The organism is Streptomyces sp. GLSS-08 (assembly GCF_056387915.1).
On record NZ_JBWJAQ010000004.1, the window covers coordinates 124,807 to 146,800 of the forward strand.

The following is a 21,994-nucleotide window of genomic DNA, read 5'->3' on the forward strand; positions in this document are numbered from 1 at the left end:
TGCACTGCGGGAGGGGGCGTTCGGCTGCGGCGGGAGGGAGGCGGACGTGGCCGTTGCATTCCCGCTCACCGGTGGTTCATGCGCGTCCGCCCGCGCGGGGCGCGGCCCGGGCCCGCCCCGCCCCGGCCCCCTCAGACGTATTCCGTCGGGATGACCGGCTCGCCGCGCGAGAGCTGCATCGCCGACAGCGGGAGGTTCGCCCGGGCCGCCGCGTGCCGACTGCGTACGACGTCCAGGGCCTCGCGGGCCAGCACCCGGCCCCCCTTGACCAGTTCGACCAGCAGCTGTCGGTCGGCGAGCCCGGCGGGCACGGCACCGGTGCCGATCACCTCGGCCTCCGCGACGCCGTACCCGTCCAGGCGCCGGGCGGCCCACTTGCGGCCGCCGAGGGACGTCTTGCCGCCGGACGACTTCTTCGCGACCGGCTCGAGCGGGGCCTTCGGGTCCGCCGACTCGGCACGGGCGACCAGCTTGTAGACCATCGAGGCCGTCGGATGGCCCGATCCCGTCACCAGCTGGGTGCCGACGCCGTACGCGTCCACCGGCGCCGCCGCCAGCGAGGCGATCGCGTACTCGTCCAGGTCGGAGGTGACGATGATCTTCGTCTTGGCCGCGCCCAGCTCGTCCAGCTGCTGGCGCACCCGGTGCGCGACGAGCAGCAGGTCGCCGGAGTCGATGCGCACCGCGCCCAGCTCGGGCCCCGCGACCTCCACGGCCGTGCGGACGGCCTCCTGCACGTCGTACGTGTCCACGAGCAGCGTGGTGCCCCGGCCGAGCGAGTTCACCTGGGCCTGGAAGGCGTCCCGCTCCCGGTCGTGGACGAGCGTGAAGGCGTGCGCGCTCGTCCCCACGGTGGGGATGCCGTACCGGAAACCGGCGGCGAGGTCGGAGGTGGTCGCGAAGCCGCCGACGTACGCGGCGCGCGCGGCGGCCACCGCGGCCAGCTCGTGGGTGCGTCGCGCGCCCATCTCGATCAGCGGCCGCTCGCCCGCCGCCGAGGACATGCGGGACGCGGCCGCGGCGATCGCCGAGTCGTGGTTGAGGATGGACAGGATCACGGTCTCCAGGAGCACGCACTCCGCGAAGGAGCCCTCCACCCGCAGGACCGGCGACCCGGGGAAGTACACCTCGCCCTCGGGGTAGCCCCAGATGTCCCCGCCGAAGCGGTACGCGGCGAGCCACTCCAGGGTGGGCTCGTCGACGATCCCGTTCTCCCGCAGGAAGCCCAGCACGTCCGCGTCGAAGCGGAAGTTCTCGACGGCGTCGAGGACCCGGCCGGTGCCCGCCACCACGCCGTACCGCCGGCCCTCCGGCAGCCGCCGGGTGAAGACCTCGAAGACCGAGCGCCGCTCGGCGGTCCCCCCGGCCAGAGCGGCCTGCAGCATCGTCAGCTCGTACTGGTCCGTGAAGAGCGCCGTCGAGGGAACGCCCACCCGTCGCCCGCCACCACCCTCCTGAGGAAGCGCTTCGCGCCCTTCTTCTGCCAGGCCAAGGTCCGCTGTGTTCATGACGACGGATCGTACTCCCATCTCGTCACACTGACGATTTGTGGGTCCGTTTCGCCGGGTGGCCCCCTCAGGTGGCAGCATGGGCGGTGTGACGGCTCCCGCACCCCTAGAGACCGAGAAGACCGAGTCGGCGGAGGAGGTCTTCGCCGTACCCGAGCCCGACGTCCCCTGGGTGACGATCGTTCACAACGACCCGGTCAACCTCATGAGCTACGTCGCGTACGTCTTCCAGACGTACTTCGGCTACTCCAAGGACAAGGCCAACAAGCTCATGCTCGACGTCCACCACAAGGGCCGCGCGGTCGTCTCCAGCGGCACGCGCGAGGAGATGGAACGCGACGTGCAGGCCATGCACGGCTACGGTCTGTGGGCCACCCTCCAGCAGGACCGGAAATGACCGCACCGGCCGCGGCGCCCGGTACCGCACGACCGAACGGGCCGGCCGCGGCGCGCAGTACTGGAAGTAGCGACGCACCCTGATGCCAGGACACTTCGAACCGCTCCCCGGCGGCGGCGCGGCCGTCGCGCTCGACGAGGTCGAGATCTCCATCATCCGCTCGCTCGCGGTGCAGCTCCTGGAGCTGATCGGCCCCGGCCCCGCCGAGAACTCGCCCGAGGACCCGCTCGCCGAGCTGTTCGCCGAGGGCCCCAGCGAGCCGCCCACCGATCCCGTGCTGCAACGCCTCTTCCCGGACGCGTACAGCGGCCCCGGCGTCGAGGCCCACTCGCCCGAGCAGGCCGAGGAGCAGCGCGCCCACTCCTCCGAGTTCCGCCGCTTCACGGAGAACGACCTGCGCGCCGGCAAGCGCGACAACGCGCTGGCGGTGATCCGCTCCCTGGACGCGCTCACCCCCGCCGGGGACGGCGGTGCGGTCCTCGAACTGTCCGCCGGGCAGTCCGAGCAGTGGCTGCGGGCCCTCAACGACCTGCGGCTCGCGATCGGCGCCCGGCTCGACGTCGTCGACGAGGAGGACACCGACCTGCTCTACCGGCTCCCCGACGAGGACCCGCGCAAGCCCATGGTGCTGGCGTACCTGTGGCTGGGCGGTCTCCAGGAGACCCTTGTCGAGACCCTTATGCCCTGACCTGTCAGGACAATCACCCGCTGATGTTCGCTCAGCGGACGCTCAAATCCGGATAACGATCGCATTACCGTGACCGCGCCCTATGGGGCGCGGTTCGCCTTTTGTCCGGTTCTTCCTGTGGCGTGTACCACGAACGCCTCAGCCGATCATTGTTGCGGCCGTGATAAATCTTCACGACCGCCCGACGGGACGACACCCATGTCCCGACGGGTGCGCCACCGAGCCGGCGGATCGCCGGCCAGGCACAGCTCCATCACATCCGGGGGGATCGGGACCCGATTCCGAGGCCGCGCAGACGGCTCGGGTCGGCATGGAGAAAGGCGCACCAAACATGACCTCATCGCAGGTCGACAAGCAGTACGACGGCAGTGAGGCCGTGCAGAGCGCGGCGACCGAGGACGGCGAGGGCTACCAGCGCGGTCTCGGATCCCGGCAGATCCAGATGATCGCCATCGGCGGCGCCATCGGCACCGGTCTGTTCCTCGGCGCGGGCAAGGGCATCTCGAAGGCCGGGCCCAGCCTGATCCTCGCCTACGCCATCGCGGGCGTGGTCATCTTCTTCATCATGCGCGCCCTCGGCGAGCTGCTCATGTACCGCCCCGTGTCGGGCTCCTTCTCGGAGTACGCACGCGAGTTCATCGGCCCCTTCGCGGGCTTCGTGACCGGCTGGACGTACTGGCTCTTCTGGGTCGTCACCGGCATCACCGAGGTCACCGCGGCCGCCACCTACATGACGTACTGGTGGGACATCCCGCAATGGGTCTCCGCACTGGTCTTCACGGTCATCCTGTACGCCGTGAACCTCATCTCCGTGAAGCTCTTCGGCGAGCTGGAGTTCTGGTTCTCGATGGTCAAGGTCACCGCCATCGTCGGCATGATCCTCATCTGCGCCGGCATCCTCACCCTCGGCTTCTCCGACGCCGGCGACACCGCGTCGGTCAGCCACCTGTGGAGCGACGGCGGCTTCTTCCCGCACGGCATCGGCAGCACCCTGATGACCCTCCAGATGGTCATGTTCGCCTTCCTCGCCGTCGAGCTGGTCGGCGTGACGGCCGGCGAGTCCAAGGACCCGAAGACGGTCCTGCCGAAGGCCATCAACACCGTGCCGTGGCGCATCGCCGTCTTCTACGTCGGCGCCCTGATCATGATCCTGTCCGTCGTGCCGTGGACGAACTTCCAGCCCGGCGTCAGCCCCTTCGTCGCCGCCTTCGAGAAGATGGGCCTCGCCGCCGGCGCCGGCATCGTCAACTTCGTCGTGCTGACCGCCGCGCTGTCCTCCTGCAACTCCGGCATGTACTCCACCGGCCGCATGCTGCGCGACCTCGCGCTCAACGGGCAGGGCCCCAAGGTCTTCACCAGGCTCACCCGCAGCGGCACCCCGCTCATCGGCACCACGGTCTCGGCCGCGCTGATGATGGTCGGCGTCTGGATCAACTACCAGTGGCCCGGCGAGGCGTTCAACTACGTCGTCTCCTTCGCCACCATCTCCGGCATGTGGGCCTGGATCGTCATCCTGATCTGTCAGATCCGCTACCGCCTCAAGTCCGACCGCGGCGAGCTGCCCCGCTCCTCCTTCCCGGCCCCCGGCGGCATCTGGGCCAGCGCCCTCTCGCTCGCCTTCATCGGCATGGTGATCGTGATGATGGGCATCGACAAGGACGCCCGCATCTCGCTCTACTGCGCCCCCGTGTGGGCCCTGCTCCTGGGCGTCTCCTACCTGGTGCTCAAGAACCGCAACCCGCAGGGCGCGGCCTTCGTCAAGCGCTGACCTCCGAGGCGCCGCGTGCCCCGCTGCGGCCTCGTCGGCGCCGAGCCGCCCGTCCGGCATCCGGGCCGTCCCGTACCACCCCTCGGTACGGGACGGCCCTTCTGCTTATCCTGACCAGCATGCTGACCATCACCCAGGCGCTCTTCGACCAGATCGTCGCGCACGCGCGGCAGGACCACCCCGACGAGGCCTGCGGCGTCGTCGCGGGCCCGGCCGGCACGGACCGCCCGGAGCGGTTCATCCCGATGCTGAACGCGGCCCGCTCGCCCACCTTCTACGAGTTCGACTCGGGCGACCTGCTGAAGCTCTACCGCGAGCTGGACGACCGTGACGAGGAACCGGTCGTCATCTACCACTCGCACACCGCCACCGAGGCCTACCCCTCGCGCACCGACATCTCGTACGCGAACGAGCCCGGCGCGCACTACGTCCTGGTCTCCACGGCCGACGCCGACGACGCCGGACCCTTCCAGTTCCGCTCCTACCGGATCCTCGACGGCGTGGTGACGGAGGAGGAGGTCACCGTGGTGGAGAGCTACTGATCCCGCATTTCGGTCAGAATTCATCCACTATCTGAGATCACACTCCGGGATCCCGACCGGGAATCGATACGATGAGCGCATGGTTTCCCACGACGTGAGCGAGAAGACGCCGGGCACGCTGCTCGTGGCGCGGCTGCACGTCGACCTGTGCAGGCTCAACAGCGCCCTCTGTCCGCGCTGACCCCCGCCGCCGTACGGCCGTGGAGCCGCGGCGTCACCACCCCGCGTCCCGCTACGCACGCAGCGCCGCCGCGCGCCCACCGACCTGACTTTCCTCCCGACAGGAGCCCGCAATCATGGCCATCGAGGTCCGCATCCCCACCATCCTCCGCACCTACACCGACGGCCACAAGGCCGTCGAGGGCGGCGGGGAGACCCTTGCCGAGCTCTTCGCCGACCTGGAGACCCGCCACGCGGGCATCCAGGCCCGGATCGTGGACGCCGGCGAGCTGCGCCGCTTCGTCAACGTCTACCTCAACGACGAGGACGTCCGCTTCCTCGACGGCATCAACACCAAGCTGACCGACGGCGACAACGTCACGATCCTGCCGGCCGTGGCCGGCGGCATGGCCTGATCGGTATGCGCTACGACTCCCCGCTGGCCGCGGTGGGCAACACCCCCCTGGTGCGCCTGCCGCGGCTGTCGCCGTCCGAGGACGTGCGCATCTGGGCCAAGCTGGAGGACCGCAATCCGACCGGCTCGGTCAAGGACCGCCCGGCCCTCCACATGATCGAACAGGCGGAGAAGGACGGCCGGCTCACCCCCGGCTGCACCATCCTCGAACCGACCTCCGGCAACACCGGCATCTCGCTCGCCATGGCCGCCAGGCTCAAGGGCTACCGCATCGTCTGCGTCATGCCCGAGAACACCTCCCGGGAGCGCCGCGACCTGCTCGCCATGTGGGGCGCCGAGATCATCTCGTCCCCGGCGGCCGGCGGCTCCAACACGGCCGTACGCGTCGCCAAGGAGCTGTCGGCCGAGCACCCGGACTGGGTGATGCTCTACCAGTACGGCAACCCCGACAACGCGGGCGCGCACTACGCGACGACCGGCCCGGAGATCCTCGCCGACCTCCCCTCCCTCACGCACTTCGTCGCCGGACTCGGCACCACCGGCACCCTCATGGGCGTCGGCCGGTTCCTGCGCGAGCACAAGCCCGACGTCAAGATCGTCGCCGCCGAGCCGCGCTACGACGACCTGGTCTACGGTCTGCGCAACCTCGACGAGGGCTTCGTCCCCGAGCTGTACGACGCCTCCGTCCTGACCACCCGTTTCTCCGTCGGCTCCGCCGACGCCGTCACCCGCACGCGGGAACTGCTCCAGCAGGAGGGCATCTTCGCCGGTGTCTCCACCGGCGCCGCCCTGCACGCCGCAATCGGTGTCGGCAGGAAGGCGCTGGCGGCGGGGGAGAGCGCCGACATCGTCTTCGTCGTGGCCGACGGCGGCTGGAAGTACCTGTCGACGGGCGTGTACACGGCCGCGACCACGGAAGAGGCCATCGAGACGCTCCAGGGCCAGCTCTGGGCGTAGGTCCCGGCGCAGTCCCGGAGCCGGAGGGGCGGCCGGACCCGCGGCCCGTCCCGCGTCCGGGGCCTGCGGCCGGCCCACGGGGGTTCGCCCGCGCGGTCACCGGGCCAGGTGGCGCACCTGGTCCCACAGCGCGGGATCCACGGCCCCCACCCGGCGCCGGAAGTCCCCGACCGGAACGTCCCGCAGCTCGTCCGTCTCCAGGTAACTCGGCCTGCCGTGGGCATCGCCCACCGACCCCGGCGGCAGCGGGATCACCCCGGCCCGCTCGTCGTGGTACTTGCTGGTGATCTTCGCGACCGTCGCCCGGCGCCCGCGCACGGACAGCACCAGACAGGGCCGGTCCTTCGCGCCCGGACCGTCCTCGTAGGGCACGTTCGCCCACCAGATCTCCGCCGGCTGGGGCTTGCCCGCCCGTCCCCGCGGCTCCGCCGCCCGCCCGGACGGACGCCCCGGCGGACGCGTACGTCCCGGCGGGCGCCGCCCGCGACCCCAGCCGTCGACCAGTGTCGCGACCAGAGCGAGCAGTACCACGGCCACCAGGGCGAGCCACCAGGTCGTGTCCATACCGTAGAAGGTACCGGCGCGCACCTTTGGCCGCCGCCCCGGCCCCGTCCGCCGCACGTCCGTCCGAACCGCTGCCGCCCCGGTCCGGCCCCGTCCGCCGCATGTCCATCCGAACCGGTGACAGCACAGGTGAGTTCGCCCACAACGGCCCACGGCGGAGGAGCGACGGGAGCTTTTGCGCCTTACGCTCGACGCACCGCACGACCCCCGTTCCCGTTTCGTTTCTGCCTTTGCATTTCCCGCCAGCGCGGAGGTTCCAGCCCTCATGAAGCTCACCGTCGTCGGCTGCTCGGGGTCGTTCCCGTCCGCGGAGTCGGCCTGCTCGAGCTACCTCGTCGAGGCCGACGGCTTCCGGCTGCTGCTCGACATGGGCAACGGTGCCCTGGGCGAGCTGCAGCGCCACTGCGGTCTCTACGACCTCGACGCGATCTTCCTCAGCCATCTGCACGCGGATCACTGCATCGACATGTGCGCGTACTTCGTCGCGCGCTACTACCGCCACGACGGCGGCCGCTGCGACCCCCTCCCCGTCTACGGACCCGAGGGCACGGAGCAGCGCCTGACCACGGCGTACGCGGACACGCCCTCCGCGTCCTCGATGAGCGAGGTCTTCGACTTCCACACGGTCAAGCCGGGCTCCTTCGAGATCGGCCCCTTCGCCGTGCACACGGAGAAGGTGCGCCACCCGGTGGAGGCGTACGGCATCCGGGTCGAGCACGGCGGCCGCTCGCTGACCTACTCCGGGGACACGGGGGTCAGCGACGCCCTGGACCAACTCGCCCGCGACACCGACCTGTTCCTGTGCGAGGCGGCGTTCACCCACGGCAAGGAGAACATCCCCGACCTCCACCTCAACGGCCGCGAGGCCGGCGAGACGGCCGCCCGCGCGGGAGCCCGCCGCCTGGTCCTCACCCACATCCCCCCGTGGACGGACCCCCGGACCAACCTGGCGGACGCGCGCGCGGTGTACGACGGCCCGGCGGAACTGGCGGCGCCGGGGGCGTCGTACCGGATCTGACGCCGGTACGCGGAAGGCCCCCGGGTGATCCCGGGGGCCTCGGTGCGTGAGCGGCTACTTGGCCTCGGCCTTCTGCAGCGCCGCCAGTTCCTCGTCGGACTCGCGGCCCGGCGTCGGGAGGTCGAACTTGGTGATCGCGAAGCGGAAGACCACGTAGTAGACCGCCGCGAAGCACAGGCCGACCAGGACCAGGCCCCACGGGTTGGTCGCGATGCCGAGGTTCAGGCCGAAGTCGATCGCGCCGGCCGAGAAGCCGAAGCCGTCCTTCATGCCCAGCCCCCAGGTCAGCGCCATGGAGACACCGGTGAGCACCGCGTGGATCGCGTACAGGACCGGTGCGATGAACATGAAGGTGAACTCGATCGGCTCCGTGACACCCGTGAAGAACGAGGTCAGCGCGAGCGAGAACATCATGCCGCCGACGACCTTGCGGCGCTCGGGGCGGGCACAGTGCACGATCGCGAGGCAGGCCGCGGGCAGCGCGAACATCATGATCGGGAAGAAGCCGGTCATGAACTGTCCGGCGGTCGGGTCACCGGCCAGGAAGCGGGCGATGTCGCCGCTCTTGCCCTTGTACTCGCCGGCCTGCAGCCACGGGAAGGAGTTCAGCAGGTGGTGCATGCCGACCGGGATCAGCGCACGGTTGGCGACACCGAATATGCCGGCGCCGACCGCGCCCGAACCGACCAGCCACTCACCGAAGTTGTGCAGACCCGTGCCGAGCACCGGCCAGATGTAACCGAAGACGACACCGATGACCAGGCCCGCGAAGGCCGAGAGGATCGGGACGAGGCGGCGGCCGCCGAAGAAGCCCGCCCAGTCGGGCAGCTTCGTCCGGTGGAACCGCTGGTACAGCAGGGCCACGACTATGCCCATGACCACACCGCCGAGGACCTTGGCGTCCACGGGGGCGTCGACCATGACGACCTTGCCGTCGACGGCCGTGGCGACCTTCGGCAGGTTCTTGTCGGTGAACGTGGCGAGCACGTTCTTGAAGACCAGGTAGCCGACCACGGCCGCGAGTGCGGTCGAGCCGTCCGACTTCTTGGCGAAGCCGATCGCGATGCCCACCGCGAACAGCAGCGCCATGTTGTCGAGGATGGCGTTGCCGCCGGCCGACATGAAGCCGGCGATCTTGGTCAGGAACGACGGGAACGACTCGCGCCCCAGCATGTCGGTGTTGCCGAGGCGCACCAGCAGCGCGGCGGCGGGCAGGACAGCGACCGGAAGCATGAGGCTGCGGCCGATGCGCTGCAGAACAGCCATCACGCCCGAGCCCTTCTTCTTGTCGGCCGCGGGAGCGGCGCTGGCCGTGGACACAACTTCCTCCAGTGGGCAAGGCGCCGCCCAGGGGACAGGGGGTGGGGGACGGCGTGGTCTACACCACTCAGTGGTGTAGACCTGTTGTAGCACGGTGAAGGCTGGATAAGGAACCCGCGGATTTTGTGGCCTCGGCCATAGCGGAACAACCGGTTCCATACGTCACGAAGGGCCCCCGGACCAGGCAGGTCCAGGGGCCCTTCGGGCGGTGAGGGGACACGCGGCCCCCGGGGCGCTACGCCCGCGTCGTGTCCTCCACCTCGTCCTCGGGCTCACGCCCCGGAGTCTTCAAATCGAACTTGGTGATCGCGAAGCGGAAGATCGCGTAGTACACGGCGGCGAAGCACAGGCCGATCAGGATGATCGCCCACGGCCGGGTCGCCAGGTTCCAGTTGATGACGTAGTCGATCAGACCGGCCGAGAAGCTGAAACCGTCGTGCACGCCGAGACCCCAGGTCACCGCCATGGAGACGCCGGTGAGCAGCGCGTGGATCGCGTACAGCACCGGCGCGATGAACATGAACGAGTACTCGATCGGTTCCGTGATGCCGGTGACGAACGACGTCAGCGCCACCGAGAGCATCAGACCGCCGATCTCCTTGCGGCGGTGCGGCTTGGCGCAGTGCGTCATGGCCAGGCACGCCGCCGGCAGCGCGAACATCATGATGGGGAAGAACCCCGACGTGAACTGCCCCGCGTTCGGGTCACCCGCCAGGAACATGTTGATGTCACCGTGCACCACCGTCCCGTCCGGCTTGGTGAAACTGCCGAACTGGAACCAGATGGGCACGTTCAGGAACTGGTGCAGCCCGATCATCAGCAGCGCCCTGTTGGCCACACCGAAGACACCGGCACCCCACGCCCCGAGCCCCACCAGCCAGTCGCTGAAGTTCTCCAGCCCGTCACCGATCGGCGGCCACACCCACAGACACAGCGCGGCGAACGCGATGGCCACGAACGACATGATGATCGGCACGAGCCGGCGGCCGTTGAAGAACCCGAGCCAGTCGACCAGCTTCGTACGGTGGAAGCGCTGCCAGAGATACGCGGTCATCAGCCCCATGACGATGCCGCCGAAGACCCCCGGATTCTGGTACGTGAACGCCGTCACGGACTGGTCCGCGCCCATGCAGCCGATGTTCTGGATGACCTTCGCCTGCTCGGCACAGTCCTCCGGGAACTGCCGCAGCACGTTGTAGTAGACGAGGAACCCGACCACCGCCGCCAGCGCCGTCGACCCGTCCGCCTTCTTCGCCATGCCGATGGCCACACCGATGCAGAACAGCAGCGGCAGCCCGAGCGAACCGTCGAGCAGCGCGCTGCCCGCACCCGCCATGACCTTGGAGACGTCGGTCCAGCCGAGCCCCTCGTCCCCGAACACGTCCGGCTGCCCCAGCCGGTTCAGGATGCCCGCGGCCGGCAGGACCGCGATGGGAAGCTGCAGGCTCCGGCCCATCTTCTGCAAACCCTGGAACAGATCGTTCCGGCGGGTGCGCGCGGGCCTGGCCGCACTGTCGGCGCTCATGGACGTCCTCCGGGAACAGGACCGGGTTTGGCGGCCGTTGAAAAGTGGTGTAGACCAGTTGCGAGCGGTCAGGCTGTCGTGATCGTCATCATTCGGCACACACCGCACGACCGCTCGCGAAGATGGGCCAACTGTGGGTTACTGCGACAAAAGCGGTTCGGATCAGGGAGAAGGACATGGCCACCAAGGCTGAGAAGATCGTTGCCGGGCTCGGCGGCATCGAGAACATCGAAGAGGTCGAAGGCTGCATCACCCGCCTCCGCACCGAGGTCGTCGACCCCGACAAGGTCGACGAAGCCGCCCTCAAGGCCGCAGGCGCCCACGGCGTCGTCAAGATGGGCACCGCCATCCAGGTCGTCATCGGCACCGACGCCGACCCCATCGCCGCCGACATCGAAGACATGATGTGAACACCTGAACCCACCGGACCCCGCCGGACCCACCACGTCCCGCCGGGCCCCACCGGGCTCACCCCCAGGGGCCGCCTCCCCACCCGGAGCGGCCCCTCACCCATGTACGGCTAGGCTCGTCGCCATGTCTCGAATCGACGGCCGCACCCCCGACCAGCTCCGCCCCATCACCATCGAGCGCGGCTGGAGCAAGCACGCCGAAGGCTCCGTCCTCGTCTCCTTCGGCGACACCAAGGTCTTCTGCACCGCCTCCGTCACCGAAGGCGTCCCGCGCTGGCGCAAGGGCAGCGGCGAAGGCTGGGTCACCGCCGAATACTCCATGCTGCCCCGCTCCACCAACACCCGCGGCGACCGCGAATCCGTCCGCGGCAGGATCGGCGGCCGCACCCACGAGATCAGCCGCCTCATCGGCCGCTCGCTGCGCGCCGTCATCGACTACAAGGCCCTCGGCGAGAACACCATCGTCCTCGACTGCGACGTCCTCCAGGCCGACGGCGGCACCCGCACCGCCGCCATCACCGGCGCCTACGTCGCCCTCGCCGACGCCGTCACCTGGGCCCAGGGCAGGAAACTCGTCAAAGCCGGACGGCAGCCCCTCACCGGCACCGTCTCCGCCGTCTCCGTCGGCATCGTCGGCGGCGTACCCCTCCTCGACCTCTGCTACGAGGAAGACGTGAAGGCCGACACCGACATGAACGTCGTCTGCACCGGCGACGGCCGCTTCGTCGAAGTCCAGGGCACCGCCGAGGCCGAACCCTTCGACCGCGAGGAACTCAACGCCCTCCTCGACCTCGCCGTATCGGGCTGCGACGCACTCGCCGCCGCCCAGCGCGCCGCCCTCGAGGCAACCGCACACTAGCCGTACGCGTTCTTAGAGGTACGGGCGCACGGCTCAGCCGCGCGCCCGCGACCACACCATGCCCACGGGGAGGGACCCTTCCATGGCCTCGCGCCACCGCACCGCGGCACTCGCCGTCGCCGCCGCACTCGTCGTCCTGCCGGCGGCCGTCGGCTGCGACGCCGTCAACAAGGCCCTGGACTGCGTCCAGACCGCAGACGCCATAGCCGACAGCGTCACCGACCTCCAGCAGGCCGTCGAGAACGCCGCCAACGACCCGACACAGACCGACGAATCCCTCCGCTCCATCGAGCGGAACCTCGACAAGATCGACGACACCACCGACAACGCCGACGTCAACAAGGCCGTCGACGACCTCGGCACCGCCGTCGACAACGTCCGCACCGCCATCGCCAACGGCGACGACACCCCCGACATCAGCCCCGTCACGGACGCGGCCGGCGAACTCACCAAGGTCTGCACCCCGTAACACCCGCCGCAACGACGGCCGTCCGGCCGGGACCCAGCCGCACCCCTGGATACTGGTGCGCATGACCCGCCTGATCCTCGCCACCCGCAACGCCGGAAAGATCACCGAACTCGAGGCGATCCTCGCCGACGCAGGACTCCCACACGACCTCGTCGGCGCGGACGCCTACCCCCACATCCCCGACGTCAAGGAAACCGGCGTCACCTTCGCCGAGAACGCCCTGCTCAAGGCGCACGCCCTCGCCCAGGCCACCGGCCTGCCCGCCGTCGCCGACGACTCCGGCCTCTGCGTCGACGTCCTCGGCGGCGCCCCCGGCATCTTCTCCGCCCGCTGGGCCGGCCGCCACGGCGACGACACGGCCAACCTCGAACTGCTGCTCGCCCAGCTCGGCGACATCGCCGACCCGCACCGCGGCGCCCACTTCGCGTGCGCGGCGGCGCTAGCCCTCCCCGACGGCACGGAACGCGTCGTCGAGGGGCGCCTCCTCGGCACCCTCCGCGCCGCGCCCTCCGGCACGAACGGCTTCGGCTACGACCCGATCCTCCAGCCGGCCGGCGAGACCCGCACCTGCGCGGAACTCTCCTCCGAGGAGAAGAACGCGATCAGCCACCGGGGCCAGGCGTTCCGCGCCCTGGTCCCGGCGGTACGGGAACTGGTGGGCTGAGGGCGCGCACGCAGAAGGGCGCCACTCCTCGAAGGTGTGGCGCCCTGAACGCAGTGGGCCCGGTGGGACTCGAACCCACGACACACCGGACCTAAACCGGCGCCCTCTTGCCAGCTGGGGTACGGGCCCGCAGCGCCGCCTACTCTACTGGGCGGCGTACGCAGTCGGCCGACGCGGCCCGGCGGCGGCCGCCACGGCACCAGGTGCTCGTGACCGCATGGCAGTTGGGGCACAGCAGCCGCAGGTTCTCGCGGCGGTCGTCGCTGCGGTCGCCGTTGACGTGGTCGATCTCCAGCGTCATCCGCCTGCCCAGCCACTGCGGACCGCACCCGCACCGGGCGCACCGCTCCGGTACACCGACCTCGCGGAGCGCGCGCCGGAGGAGGCTCGTCGATGTCCGACCCGCTCTGCCGTGCCGGACCAGCACGGCTTCCGGCGCTTTGACGGGGGTGGTCCCCGGTTTCCCCCGCCGGTGCCCCTGCCCCAGGAAATGTGAGGTCGTGAGCTGCTCCTCGCCGATCCAGCGGCGCAGCATCACGCGCCGGCCGCCGTTGTCCGGGTGACCGAGGTGCCGAAGTACGTCAGCCAGAGAGACCGCCCCGGCCACCGCCCGGCGGAGTTCTTCGGACGTGGGGCGCGTCCGGCGCCCGAGGTCGCTCACGAGACCGCCCTCCCACTGCGGATCTTGGCCCGACCGCGATAGGTGTCCGTGGTGGAGTGGCAGTTCGGGCAGAGGAGCCGCAGGTTCTCGAGACGGTTGTTCCGCCAGTCACCGTCGATGTGGTCCACCTCCAGCGGGAGTGCCGCACCGAGCCAGACGGGGCCGATCCCGCAGAGGGCGCAGCGGTTGGCGACGCCGAGTTCGCTCATCGCTCTCTTGAGCCGAGCGCTGGGCGTCCGCCTGGCATGCACGGAGACGTCGGCGACAAGGATCTCCCCGGCGGTCCTGCGCCGTCGGTTGTGCCGCATCCTCTCCGTCCGCACCACCGGGGTGAAGTGCGAGGTGTCGAGACCGTACGCCTTGATGCGGCGTGCGATGTGGGCGTGGTGGCCGCCCACCGGGGCCAATCCGAGACACCTCAGCACCTCGTAGACGCTGGCCGACCTGGCGACCACCGGTCCGAGGACCGCCCTCGTCCATCGCGAGCCCTCCCGCTCGAAGTGAGAGGTGTCCACACCGAGTTGCCTCATGCGCTTGCGGATGTACTCCCGTCGCGATCTCCCCGCATCCACCCCCAGCTTCCCCAGTGCCTCCGACAGCGTCCGCGACGAGCTCGCCGCCTTCTCCAGGCGCTCCCTGGTGTACGGGCTGGCCCCCATCGTTCCCCCTCCGTTGCGCCACCTGTTCGTGATCTCGTACGGAGTAACGAACCGACTATCGGACAGTCACGGAGCCGTGCGGGATCAGAACCTCGGGGACGGGGTCATGCAGGCGACGGCGACGACGCCGACGAGCGCCGCGGCCATCGCGTAGTACGCGGGCATCATGTCGCTGCCGGTGACGCTGATGAGGGCGGTGATGAGGGCGGTGATGACCAGCGGGGTCGTGCCGCCGAAGAGGGACGCGGAGAGGTTGTAGCCGACGGAGAGGGAGCCGTAGCGGACCTGGGTGGGGAAGAGCGCGGGCAGGGCCGCGGACATCGTGCCGAGCATGCAGACCAGGGAGAGGCCGAGCATCCGCATGCCCGCCGAGACGCCGGCCAGGCTGAGCGTCCGGTGGCGCTTCACCGCCTCGGGGTCGGCGGTGACCCCGTCGGGTCCGGGCCCGGTGGCCGCCATGGAGGGAACCTCGTCGCTGGATCTCGTGGTCCAGCGGATCACCTGCTCGATGGTGGCGACCGCAGACGAAGGTCCCGGCGGGAGGGACCTTCGTCACAGGGCCGTCAGATGCCCAGGTCCTTGATGATCTTCGCCACGTGGCCGGTCGCCTTCACGTTGTACAGGGCCCGTTCGACCTTGCCCTCCTCGTCCACGATCACCGTGGAGCGGATGACGCCGACGACCGTCTTGCCGTACAGCTTCTTCTCGCCGAAGGCGCCGTACGCCTCCAGGACCGACTTGTCGGGGTCCCCGACCAGTGTCACCTTCAGGGATTCCTGCTCGCGGAACTTGGCGAGCTTCGCGGGCTTGTCCGGGGAGACCCCGATGACGTCGTAGCCGGCGCCCGCCAGCACCTCGAGGTTGTCCGTGAAGTCGCAGGCCTGCTTGGTGCAGCCGGGGGTGAGGGCGGCGGGGTAGAAGTAGACGATGACCTTGCGGCCCTTGTGGTCGGCAAGGGACACGTCGTGGCCGTCGGCGTCCGGCAGGGTGAAGGCGGGGGCGGTGTCGCCGGGCTGGAGTCGCTCGCTCATCGGTACCTCACGTGACAGGGGCGGGTTTCGGGGAACGAGCCTAATGGGCTTCGGCGCGTCCGGCAGGGGGTGCCGTGGGGTGCGATCGCCCGCGAGCTGACAGACTGTCGACCGGAGACAGTCCGGAGAACAGAGTTGTGTAGCAACGACCACGGAGGCAGCGCGGTGTCGGATACGTCGAGAACGTCGGATACCAGGACTCCGGCGCAGATCGAGGCGGACATCAAACGCCGCCGGGAAGTCCTCGCCGAGACGCTGGACGAGATCGGTGTGCGAGTCCATCCCAAGACCATCGCAGGGGACGCCAAGGCCAGGGCCGTCTCCCACATCGACCACACGCTCGGCCGCGCCTATGTCGGCGTGAACCGGGTCGTCGGCGAGGTGCGGGCGCAGTTCGTCACCGAGGAGGGCGCGCCGAGGCTGGAGCGCATCGTGCCGGTGGCGCTGCTCGCCGTCGGGCTGGTGGGTCTGCTCACGCTGGGCCCGCGCCGTCGCAGGCGTTGACCCGCTTGCGTACGGGAGCGGCCGGGGCGGGTAGGTTCGTCGCGTGAGCGAGAAGACCCATCACGACGACAAGCTGCCCATCCGGATGCTGCACGACCGTGTGCTCGTGCGGCAGGACGCCGCCGAGGGTGAACGGCGGTCGGGCGGCGGCATCCTGATTCCCGCGACCGCGGCCGTCGGCCGGCGCCTCGCCTGGGCGGAGGTCGTGGCGGTGGGGCAGAACGTGCGGACCGTGGAGCCGGGGGACCGGGTTCTCTACGATCCCGAGGACCGTGCCGAGGTCGAGGTGCGGGGCACCGCCTACGTGCTGATGCGTGAGCGGGATCTGCACGCGGTGGCCGCGGACCGCTTCGAGGGGTCCGAGGACTCCACGGGGCTCTATCTGTAGCAGGTGTCGCGAAGGGGCCGGTGACCGTGGTCACCGGCCCCTTCGCCGTGCCCTTCGCCCGGTTGGGGCTGTCCCGGCGAGACGCGCCGTACCGGGTCTGTCGGTGGGGGGCGGGCTCTACGGGCGTCTGCCTGCGGGCCGGTTGAAGACCCCCGCCGCCGTGCCGACCGTGTCGCCGCCGTCGGTGGAGCCGCCCGTGTCGGTCGTGCCGCCGTCGGTGGTGCCGCCGTCGGTGGTGCCGCCGGTGTCGGTCCCGCCGGTGTCCGTGGTGCCGCCGTCCGTGGTGCCTCCGTCGGTCGCGGTGCCTCCCGTGGTGGGGGTGCTGCCGGTCGTGCCCCCGGTGCCGGGGCTGCCGGTGGTGCCGCCGGTGTCCGTGCCGCCGGTGGTGGGGGAGGTGCCGGTGGTGCCGCCGGTGTCCTGGCCGCCGGTGCCGGGGGTCTGGCCGGTGGGCCCGGTGGAGGGGAGCTGCGGCTCCTGCGCGCCTGCCTCCACCTCCAGGTCGAAGTCCTTCGCCGGGGTGCCGATGAGGGCGTTCCTCGTGTACTGGGCCCAGATCTGTGCGGGGTAGCCGCCGCCGTTGATGCGGGCCTGGCCGAGCGCGCCGTACAGCGGCTTGTGCGCGCCCGTGTCGGGGTCCTGGCCCATCACGGCGACGACGGTGGCGAGGTCGGGCGTGTAGCCGGCGAACCAGGCGGCCTGGTCCTCCTCGGCGGTGCCGGTCTTGCCGGCGGCGGGGCGGCCCGCGGCAAGCGCGGCGGTGCCGGTGCCGCCCTCGACGACGCTCTGCAGGACGGACGTCGTGGTGTCGGCGGCCTCCCGGTCGACGGCCTGCTTCGTGCCCCGGCCGGGCAGGAGGACGTTCGCGGCGCCGTCCTTGCCGATGTCCTCGACGAGGGTGTACGTGCCGTGCCTGCCGTGGTTGGCGAGGGTCGCGTAGGCCTGCGCCATGTCCAGGACGCTGGCGGTGGCCGGGCCGAGCGCGATGGAGGGGGTGGCGGTCAGGTCGGGGGTGGTCGCCGGGACGCCGAGGGCGACGGCGGTGTCCTTGACCTTGTCCGCGCCGACGTCGACGGCCATCTGCGCGTACACCGCGTTGACCGACTTGTCGGTGGCGCTGCGTACGGTGATCGGCCCGTAGGAGACGTTGTCCTCGTTCTCGGGGGCGTAGGTGCCGCCGCTCCAGCCCTGCACGGGGCGTTTGTCGGTGCCGTCGTAGACGGTGTTGGGGGTGATGGGGCGGCCGTCCTGGGTGGTCGCGGCGTTCTGGACGGCCGAGGTGAACACGAACGGCTTGAAGGTGGAGCCGACCTGGTAGTCGCGGCGGGTGGCGTTGTTGACGTACTGCTTGGTGTAGTCGATGCCGCCGTACATGGCGACGACCTTGCCGCCGGCCGGGTCGATGGAGACGCCGCCCGCGCGGACGTAGGTGTCGACCTTGCGGTTCTTCTTGTCGAGCTGGTCCATGACCTGGTCGTCGACGGCCTTGACGAGGGCGTTCTGCTTCTTCTTCTGCAGGGTCGTGGTGATGCGGTAGCCGCCGGTGGCGAGGGTGTCCTCGTCGATGATCCCGTTGCCGGTGAGGTAGTCGCGTACGGCCTGGACGAGGTAGCCGCGCTGTCCGGACATCCCGGCGGAGCCCTTGGCCTCCTTCGGCGTGGGGAAGTCGACGGCGGCGCGGGCGGACGGGCTGAGCCAGTCCTTCTTGACCATGCCGTCCAGGACGTAGTTCCAGCGGGCCAGGGCGGCGGACTTGTTCTCGGGGTGGGCGATCACGTCGTACTCGCTGGGAGCGTTGAGCAGCGTGGCGAGGTAGGCGCCCTGGCCCGCCGTCAGGCGGTCGGCGTCGACGCCGTAGTACGCCTGGGCGGCGGCCTGGATGCCGTACGCGTTGCGGCCGAAGTAGCTGGTGTTGAGGTAGCCCTCGAGGATGTCGTCCTTGCTCTTCTCGCGGTCCAGCTTGATGGAGATGAAGAACTCCTTCACCTTGCGCGAGACGGTCTGTTCCTGGCCCAGGTAGTAGTTCTTCACGTACTGCTGGGTGATCGTCGAGCCGGACTGCCTGCCCTTGCCGGTGACGGTGTTCCAGCCCGCGCGGACCATGGCTTTGGGGTCGACGGCCGACTCGGTGTAGAAGTCCCGGTCCTCGGCGGCGAGCACCGCGTGCTGGGTGTTCGCGGCGATCTCGGCGAGGGTGACGTTCTCCCGGTTGACCTCGCCGTCGCGGGCGAGCTGGCTGCCGTCCGCGTACAGGTACACGTTGCTCTGCTTGACCGCGGCGGCGTTCGCGGCCGGGATCTTGACCAGGTAGTAGCCGAGCGCGAAGAGTCCGACGAGGAGCAGGATCAGGCCGACGAACGTGCCGAGCACCATCCGCCAGGTCGGGAAGAGCCGGCGCCAGCCGGTGCGCCGGCGCTTCTTCGCGGGCGTCGGTTGGGCCTGCCCGGGCTCTTCGGGCGGCCGGCCCTTGCTGCTGTCCTGCGGCTGCGGCTCGTCGCTCATCTCGGTGCCGGACTCCTGTTTCGCGTCGTACGGATGCGTACGACCTCGTACGTCTGGTGCGCCCCCTCTTGAAGACTCTCGCACCGGGCGTTCCGTTCCCCGATCCCGGGACGTGTCGCGGCGGGAAAATGCGTCGCACGCCAGGTCACCCGGGGACTAGGCTCGTGCGCTTCGGTCCGGAGCAAAGGGAGGCCGGTTTCGTGGGGACAGCGCGGTTGTACGCGGCCGTCGCCGTGAGCGGGTTCCGGCGGTATGCCACCTATCGGACGGCCACGGCGGCCGGTGTCTTCACCAACACCGTGTTCGGGCTGATCCTGGCGTACACCTATCTGGCGCTGTGGCACGAGAGGCCGCACCTCGGGGGGTACGGCCAGGCGCAGGCGCTGACCTATGTGTGGCTGGGGCAGGCGATGCTCATGGTGGTCGCCGTGATGGGGGGCGGCTTCGAGGACGAGCTCATCGAGCGCATCCGTACCGGCGACATCGCGATCGACCTGTACCGGCCCGTCGATCTTCAGGCGTGGTGGCTGGCCGCGGACGCGGGGCGGGCGCTGTTCCATCTGCTGGGGCGGGGGGTGGTCCCGATGGTGTTCGGCGCGCTGGTCTTCGACCTGGCGCTGCCCGCCGACCCGCTGGCGTGGCTGGCGTTCCTGGTGGCGGTGGCGCTCGGGGTGGTCGTCAGTTTCGCGATCCGCTTCCTGGTGGCGCTGTCGGCGTTCTGGCTGCTGGACGGTGCGGGCGTGGCGCAGCTGGCCTTCCTGGCGGGGATCTTCTGCTCGGGCATGCTGCTGCCGCTGAACGTCTTCCCGGGTGTGCTCGGGGAGGTGGTGCGCGTGCTGCCGTGGGCGTCGCTGATCCAGGCGCCCGTGGACGTCCTGCTCGGCCGGAGGGATCCGGCGGCCACGTACGTGTTCCAGGCGGCCTGGGCGGTGGGGCTGCTCGCGGCCGGCCGGCTGTTGCAGGGCGTGGCGACCCGGCGGGTGGTGGTCCAGGGTGGCTGACAGCGGTCCGCTCGTGGACGGCGCGTCCGGGCGGCTGCGGGACGCCCTGCGCGCCTACCGCATGATCGCCGCCATGTGGATCCGTTCCACGATGGCCTACCGCGCGTCCTTCGTGATGACGGCGGCCGGCAACTTCGTGGCGACGGCGCTCGACTTCACGGCGATCCTGCTGATGTTCTCGCAGGTCGACCGGCTGGGTGGCTACTCGCTGCCCGAGGTCGCCTTCCTGTACGGCCTGTCGGGGTCCGCGTTCGGGCTGGCGGACCTCGCGATGGGGTCGATGGACCGGCTGGGCCGGCGGGTGCGTGACGGCACGCTCGACACGCTCCTGGTGCGTCCCGCGCCGGTGCTGGCGCAGGTCGCCGCGGACCGCTTCGCGCTGCGCCGCCTGGGCCGGATCACGCAGGGGCTGCTGGTCCTCGGCTACGCGATCGCCGCCCTCGACATCGCCTGGTCCCCGGTCAAGGTGCTGATGATCCCGGTGACGCTGCTGAGCGGGGGTGCGATCTTCGCGGCGGTGTTCGTGGCGGGCGCGGCCTTCCAGTTCGTGGCGCAGGACGCCTCCGAGGTGCAGAACTCCTTCACGTACGGCGGCAACACGCTGCTGCGGTACCCGCCCACCGTCTTCGCCGAGGACCTGGTGCGCGGGGTGACCTTCGTGCTGCCGCTGGCCTTCGTCAACTGGCTGCCCGCGCTGTACGTGCTGGGCCGGCCCTATCCGCTCGACCTGCCGGTGTGGACGGCTTTCGCGCCGCCACTGGTGGCTGCGGGCTGCTGCGCGCTCGCGGGCCTGGCCTGGCGGGTGGGTCTTCGTTCCTACCGGAGTACAGGGAGTTAGCGGACATGGACCGTCAGGACATCGCTGAGGCCGCCGGGCGCGGAACGGACGGAGAGCCGGACGCCGGACGCGGAACGGACGGAGAGCCGGACACCGGACGCGGAACGGACGCAGAGCCGGCCCCGGTGCCGGAGCGGCGGCCCGAGCGTGCCGGGGGAACAGCTCCCGCGGCCGGTGCGCCGGATCGCCGCTTCATCGAGCTCGACGGCGTCGAGAAGGTCTTCGACGTGCGCCGCAGGACCGGGTTCTGGCGCGGCGAGCGGCGGCAGGTGCGGGCGGTCGACTCCCTGTCGTTCACCGTGTCGCGGGGCGAGATGGTCGGTTACATCGGTCCGAACGGCGCGGGCAAGTCGACCACCATCAAGATGCTGACCGGGATCCTGACGCCCAGCGGCGGCCGGCTGCGGGTCGCGGGCATCGACCCGTCCCGTGAGCGGACCCGGCTCGCGCAGCGGATCGGCGTGGTCTTCGGGCAGCGGACGACGCTGTGGTGGGACCTCCCGCTGATCGACTCGTACCGGCTGATGCACCGCATGTACCGCATCCCGGACGCCCGTTACCGGGAGAACCTCGACCGCTGCGTCGAACTCCTGGAACTGGCACCCCTGTTGGACGTGCCGGTGCGCCAGTTGTCGCTGGGGCAGCGGATGCGCGGTGACATCGCGGCGGCGCTGCTGCACGACCCCGAGGTGCTCTACCTCGACGAGCCGACGATCGGGCTCGACGTGGTCTCCAAGGCGAAGGTCCGGGCGTTCCTGCGCGATCTGAACGCGGAGCGCGGCACGACGGTGCTGCTGACCACGCACGACCTCACCGACATCGAGCAGTTGTGCCGCCGCGTGATGGTCATCGACCACGGGCGGCTGATGTACGACGGTCCGTTGGCCGGGCTGCACGAGGCGGGGGAGGGCGAGCGGACGCTGGTGGTGGACCTGGAGCGTGAACTGCCGCCGATCGAGGTGGAGTCGGCGCGGGTGGTGAAGGTGGAGGGGCCGCGGCAGTGGCTGGCCTTTCCGGCTGCGCAGTCGGCCGCCCCTTTGGTGGCGCGGATCGCGGCGGAGTTCCCGCTGGTGGATCTGTCGGTCCGTGAGCCGGACATCGAGGCGGTCATCGCGCAGATGTACGCGGACAGGACGACCTCGTAGGCTGC

Annotated in this window: 25 protein-coding genes, 1 tRNA gene and 1 pseudogene; 17 read left to right on the top strand and 10 right to left on the bottom strand. The window is 70.4% G+C overall.

All coding sequences use genetic code 11. The features are described 5' to 3' along the window. Positions 1–131: 131 nt before the first annotated feature. On the bottom strand, positions 132–1,508 hold the full coding sequence (locus AC0ZLC_RS08595; protein WP_476751297.1) for a nicotinate phosphoribosyltransferase: 1,377 nt from the start codon (positions 1,506–1,508) through the stop codon (positions 132–134). Between the two features lie 79 nt (positions 1,509–1,587). Here AC0ZLC_RS08595 and clpS point away from each other — a divergent pair, with 79 nt between their 5' ends. From clpS to AC0ZLC_RS08630, 7 genes are all read left to right on the top strand, one after another. After that, entirely contained in the window at positions 1,588–1,905 is a 318-nt protein-coding gene (clpS, locus tag AC0ZLC_RS08600; RefSeq protein WP_476751298.1) for an ATP-dependent Clp protease adapter ClpS, read from the top strand. A gap of 82 nt (positions 1,906–1,987) precedes the next feature. Further along, on the top strand, positions 1,988–2,593 hold the full coding sequence (locus tag AC0ZLC_RS08605; protein WP_476751299.1) for a DUF2017 domain-containing protein: 606 nt from the start codon (positions 1,988–1,990) through the stop codon (positions 2,591–2,593). Between the two features lie 331 nt (positions 2,594–2,924). Beyond that, positions 2,925–4,361: an amino acid permease gene (locus AC0ZLC_RS08610; RefSeq protein ID WP_476751300.1), complete on the top strand. Its 1,437-nt coding sequence runs from the start codon at positions 2,925–2,927 to the stop codon at positions 4,359–4,361. 119 nt (positions 4,362–4,480) lie between these two features. Continuing rightward, a complete protein-coding gene (locus AC0ZLC_RS08615; protein WP_476751301.1) occupies positions 4,481–4,903 on the top strand; it encodes a M67 family metallopeptidase in 423 nt (140 codons plus the stop codon). 79 nt (positions 4,904–4,982) lie between these two features. Further along, entirely contained in the window at positions 4,983–5,084 is a 102-nt protein-coding gene (locus tag AC0ZLC_RS08620; RefSeq protein ID WP_356134259.1) for a putative leader peptide, read from the top strand. A gap of 115 nt (positions 5,085–5,199) precedes the next feature. Next, entirely contained in the window at positions 5,200–5,478 is a 279-nt protein-coding gene (locus tag AC0ZLC_RS08625) for a MoaD/ThiS family protein (RefSeq protein WP_358851379.1), read from the top strand. A gap of 5 nt (positions 5,479–5,483) precedes the next feature. Then, on the top strand, positions 5,484–6,434 hold the full coding sequence (locus AC0ZLC_RS08630) for a PLP-dependent cysteine synthase family protein (protein WP_358851378.1): 951 nt from the start codon (positions 5,484–5,486) through the stop codon (positions 6,432–6,434). A 96-nt stretch (positions 6,435–6,530) separates the two neighbouring features. On the opposite strand, the gene AC0ZLC_RS08635 is transcribed toward AC0ZLC_RS08630, so the two are convergent. Then, positions 6,531–6,998, bottom strand: coding sequence for a type II toxin-antitoxin system PemK/MazF family toxin (locus AC0ZLC_RS08635; protein WP_476751302.1), 468 nt, complete (start codon positions 6,996–6,998; stop codon positions 6,531–6,533). 265 nt (positions 6,999–7,263) lie between these two features. Between AC0ZLC_RS08635 and AC0ZLC_RS08640 the strand changes: the two genes are divergently transcribed. Next, positions 7,264–8,016 carry an MBL fold metallo-hydrolase gene (locus tag AC0ZLC_RS08640; RefSeq protein WP_476751303.1) on the top strand — a complete coding sequence of 251 codons (753 nt, stop codon included), beginning with the start codon at positions 7,264–7,266 and terminating at the stop codon, positions 8,014–8,016. Between the two features lie 54 nt (positions 8,017–8,070). Here AC0ZLC_RS08640 and AC0ZLC_RS08645 read toward each other — a convergent pair whose 3' ends face one another. Both AC0ZLC_RS08645 and AC0ZLC_RS08650 read right to left on the bottom strand, forming a co-directional pair. Next, positions 8,071–9,336, bottom strand: coding sequence for a PTS transporter subunit EIIC (locus tag AC0ZLC_RS08645; protein WP_476751304.1), 1,266 nt, complete (start codon positions 9,334–9,336; stop codon positions 8,071–8,073). 235 nt (positions 9,337–9,571) lie between these two features. After that, positions 9,572–10,861, bottom strand: a complete 1,290-nt coding sequence (locus AC0ZLC_RS08650; protein WP_476751305.1) for a PTS transporter subunit EIIC — start codon at positions 10,859–10,861, stop codon at positions 9,572–9,574. A 122-nt stretch (positions 10,862–10,983) separates the two neighbouring features. Here AC0ZLC_RS08650 and AC0ZLC_RS08655 point away from each other — a divergent pair, with 122 nt between their 5' ends. From AC0ZLC_RS08655 to rdgB, 4 genes are all read left to right on the top strand, one after another. Next, entirely contained in the window at positions 10,984–11,271 is a 288-nt protein-coding gene (locus AC0ZLC_RS08655) for a PTS sugar transporter subunit IIB (RefSeq protein ID WP_476751306.1), read from the top strand. 124 nt (positions 11,272–11,395) lie between these two features. Then, positions 11,396–12,130 carry a ribonuclease PH gene (rph, locus tag AC0ZLC_RS08660; protein ID WP_476751307.1) on the top strand — a complete coding sequence of 245 codons (735 nt, stop codon included), beginning with the start codon at positions 11,396–11,398 and terminating at the stop codon, positions 12,128–12,130. Between the two features lie 82 nt (positions 12,131–12,212). Beyond that, positions 12,213–12,599, top strand: a complete 387-nt coding sequence (locus AC0ZLC_RS08665; protein WP_476751308.1) for a hypothetical protein — start codon at positions 12,213–12,215, stop codon at positions 12,597–12,599. A gap of 61 nt (positions 12,600–12,660) precedes the next feature. Continuing rightward, a complete protein-coding gene (gene rdgB / locus AC0ZLC_RS08670; protein ID WP_476751309.1) occupies positions 12,661–13,263 on the top strand; it encodes an RdgB/HAM1 family non-canonical purine NTP pyrophosphatase in 603 nt (200 codons plus the stop codon). Positions 13,264–13,317: 54 nt separating this feature from the next. On the opposite strand, the gene AC0ZLC_RS08675 is transcribed toward rdgB, so the two are convergent. From AC0ZLC_RS08675 to bcp, 5 genes and pseudogenes are all read right to left on the bottom strand, one after another. Beyond that, positions 13,318–13,392 (bottom strand) — tRNA-Leu (locus tag AC0ZLC_RS08675). Between the two features lie 10 nt (positions 13,393–13,402). After that, positions 13,403–13,924 (bottom strand): HNH endonuclease signature motif containing protein, encoded by a 522-nt coding sequence (locus tag AC0ZLC_RS08680; RefSeq protein WP_476751310.1) that lies wholly within the window; start codon positions 13,922–13,924, stop codon positions 13,403–13,405. Continuing rightward, positions 13,921–14,583: an HNH endonuclease signature motif containing protein gene (locus AC0ZLC_RS08685; protein WP_476751311.1), complete on the bottom strand. Its 663-nt coding sequence runs from the start codon at positions 14,581–14,583 to the stop codon at positions 13,921–13,923. Before AC0ZLC_RS08685 ends, AC0ZLC_RS08680 begins: the two co-directional genes overlap by 4 nt. Positions 14,584–14,688: 105 nt before the next feature. Next, positions 14,689–14,970 (bottom strand): annotated as a pseudogene (locus AC0ZLC_RS08690) (MFS transporter); the annotation flags it as partial. Positions 14,971–15,146: 176 nt separating this feature from the next. Beyond that, on the bottom strand, positions 15,147–15,614 hold the full coding sequence (bcp, locus tag AC0ZLC_RS08695; RefSeq protein WP_476751312.1) for a thioredoxin-dependent thiol peroxidase: 468 nt from the start codon (positions 15,612–15,614) through the stop codon (positions 15,147–15,149). Between the two features lie 165 nt (positions 15,615–15,779). On the opposite strand from bcp, the gene AC0ZLC_RS08700 reads away from it, so the two are divergent. Together AC0ZLC_RS08700 and AC0ZLC_RS08705 are read left to right on the top strand one after the other, a co-directional pair. Then, entirely contained in the window at positions 15,780–16,118 is a 339-nt protein-coding gene (locus tag AC0ZLC_RS08700) for a DUF3618 domain-containing protein (protein ID WP_476751313.1), read from the top strand. A gap of 43 nt (positions 16,119–16,161) precedes the next feature. After that, the gene (locus AC0ZLC_RS08705; RefSeq protein ID WP_355780317.1) at positions 16,162–16,506 is read left to right on the top strand and encodes a GroES family chaperonin; all 345 of its coding nucleotides are present in this window, start codon (positions 16,162–16,164) and stop codon (positions 16,504–16,506) included. A gap of 117 nt (positions 16,507–16,623) precedes the next feature. Here the strand turns inward: AC0ZLC_RS08705 and AC0ZLC_RS08710 are convergent, their stop codons facing one another. After that, positions 16,624–19,005 carry a transglycosylase domain-containing protein gene (locus AC0ZLC_RS08710; RefSeq protein WP_476751314.1) on the bottom strand — a complete coding sequence of 794 codons (2,382 nt, stop codon included), beginning with the start codon at positions 19,003–19,005 and terminating at the stop codon, positions 16,624–16,626. 200 nt (positions 19,006–19,205) lie between these two features. Between AC0ZLC_RS08710 and AC0ZLC_RS08715 the strand changes: the two genes are divergently transcribed. The 3 genes from AC0ZLC_RS08715 to AC0ZLC_RS08725 all read left to right on the top strand — a co-directional run bounded on the left by AC0ZLC_RS08715 (position 19,206) and on the right by AC0ZLC_RS08725 (position 21,989). After that, positions 19,206–20,006 (top strand): ABC transporter permease, encoded by an 801-nt coding sequence (locus AC0ZLC_RS08715; protein ID WP_476751315.1) that lies wholly within the window; start codon positions 19,206–19,208, stop codon positions 20,004–20,006. After that, complete coding sequence (locus AC0ZLC_RS08720; RefSeq protein ID WP_476751316.1) at positions 19,999–20,844, top strand: ABC transporter permease; 846 nt, start codon at positions 19,999–20,001, stop codon at positions 20,842–20,844. The genes AC0ZLC_RS08715 and AC0ZLC_RS08720 overlap by 8 nt, the downstream gene beginning before the upstream one ends. A gap of 125 nt (positions 20,845–20,969) precedes the next feature. Further along, positions 20,970–21,989 (top strand): ABC transporter ATP-binding protein, encoded by a 1,020-nt coding sequence (locus AC0ZLC_RS08725; RefSeq protein ID WP_476751581.1) that lies wholly within the window; start codon positions 20,970–20,972, stop codon positions 21,987–21,989. Positions 21,990–21,994: the final 5 nt, after the last annotated feature.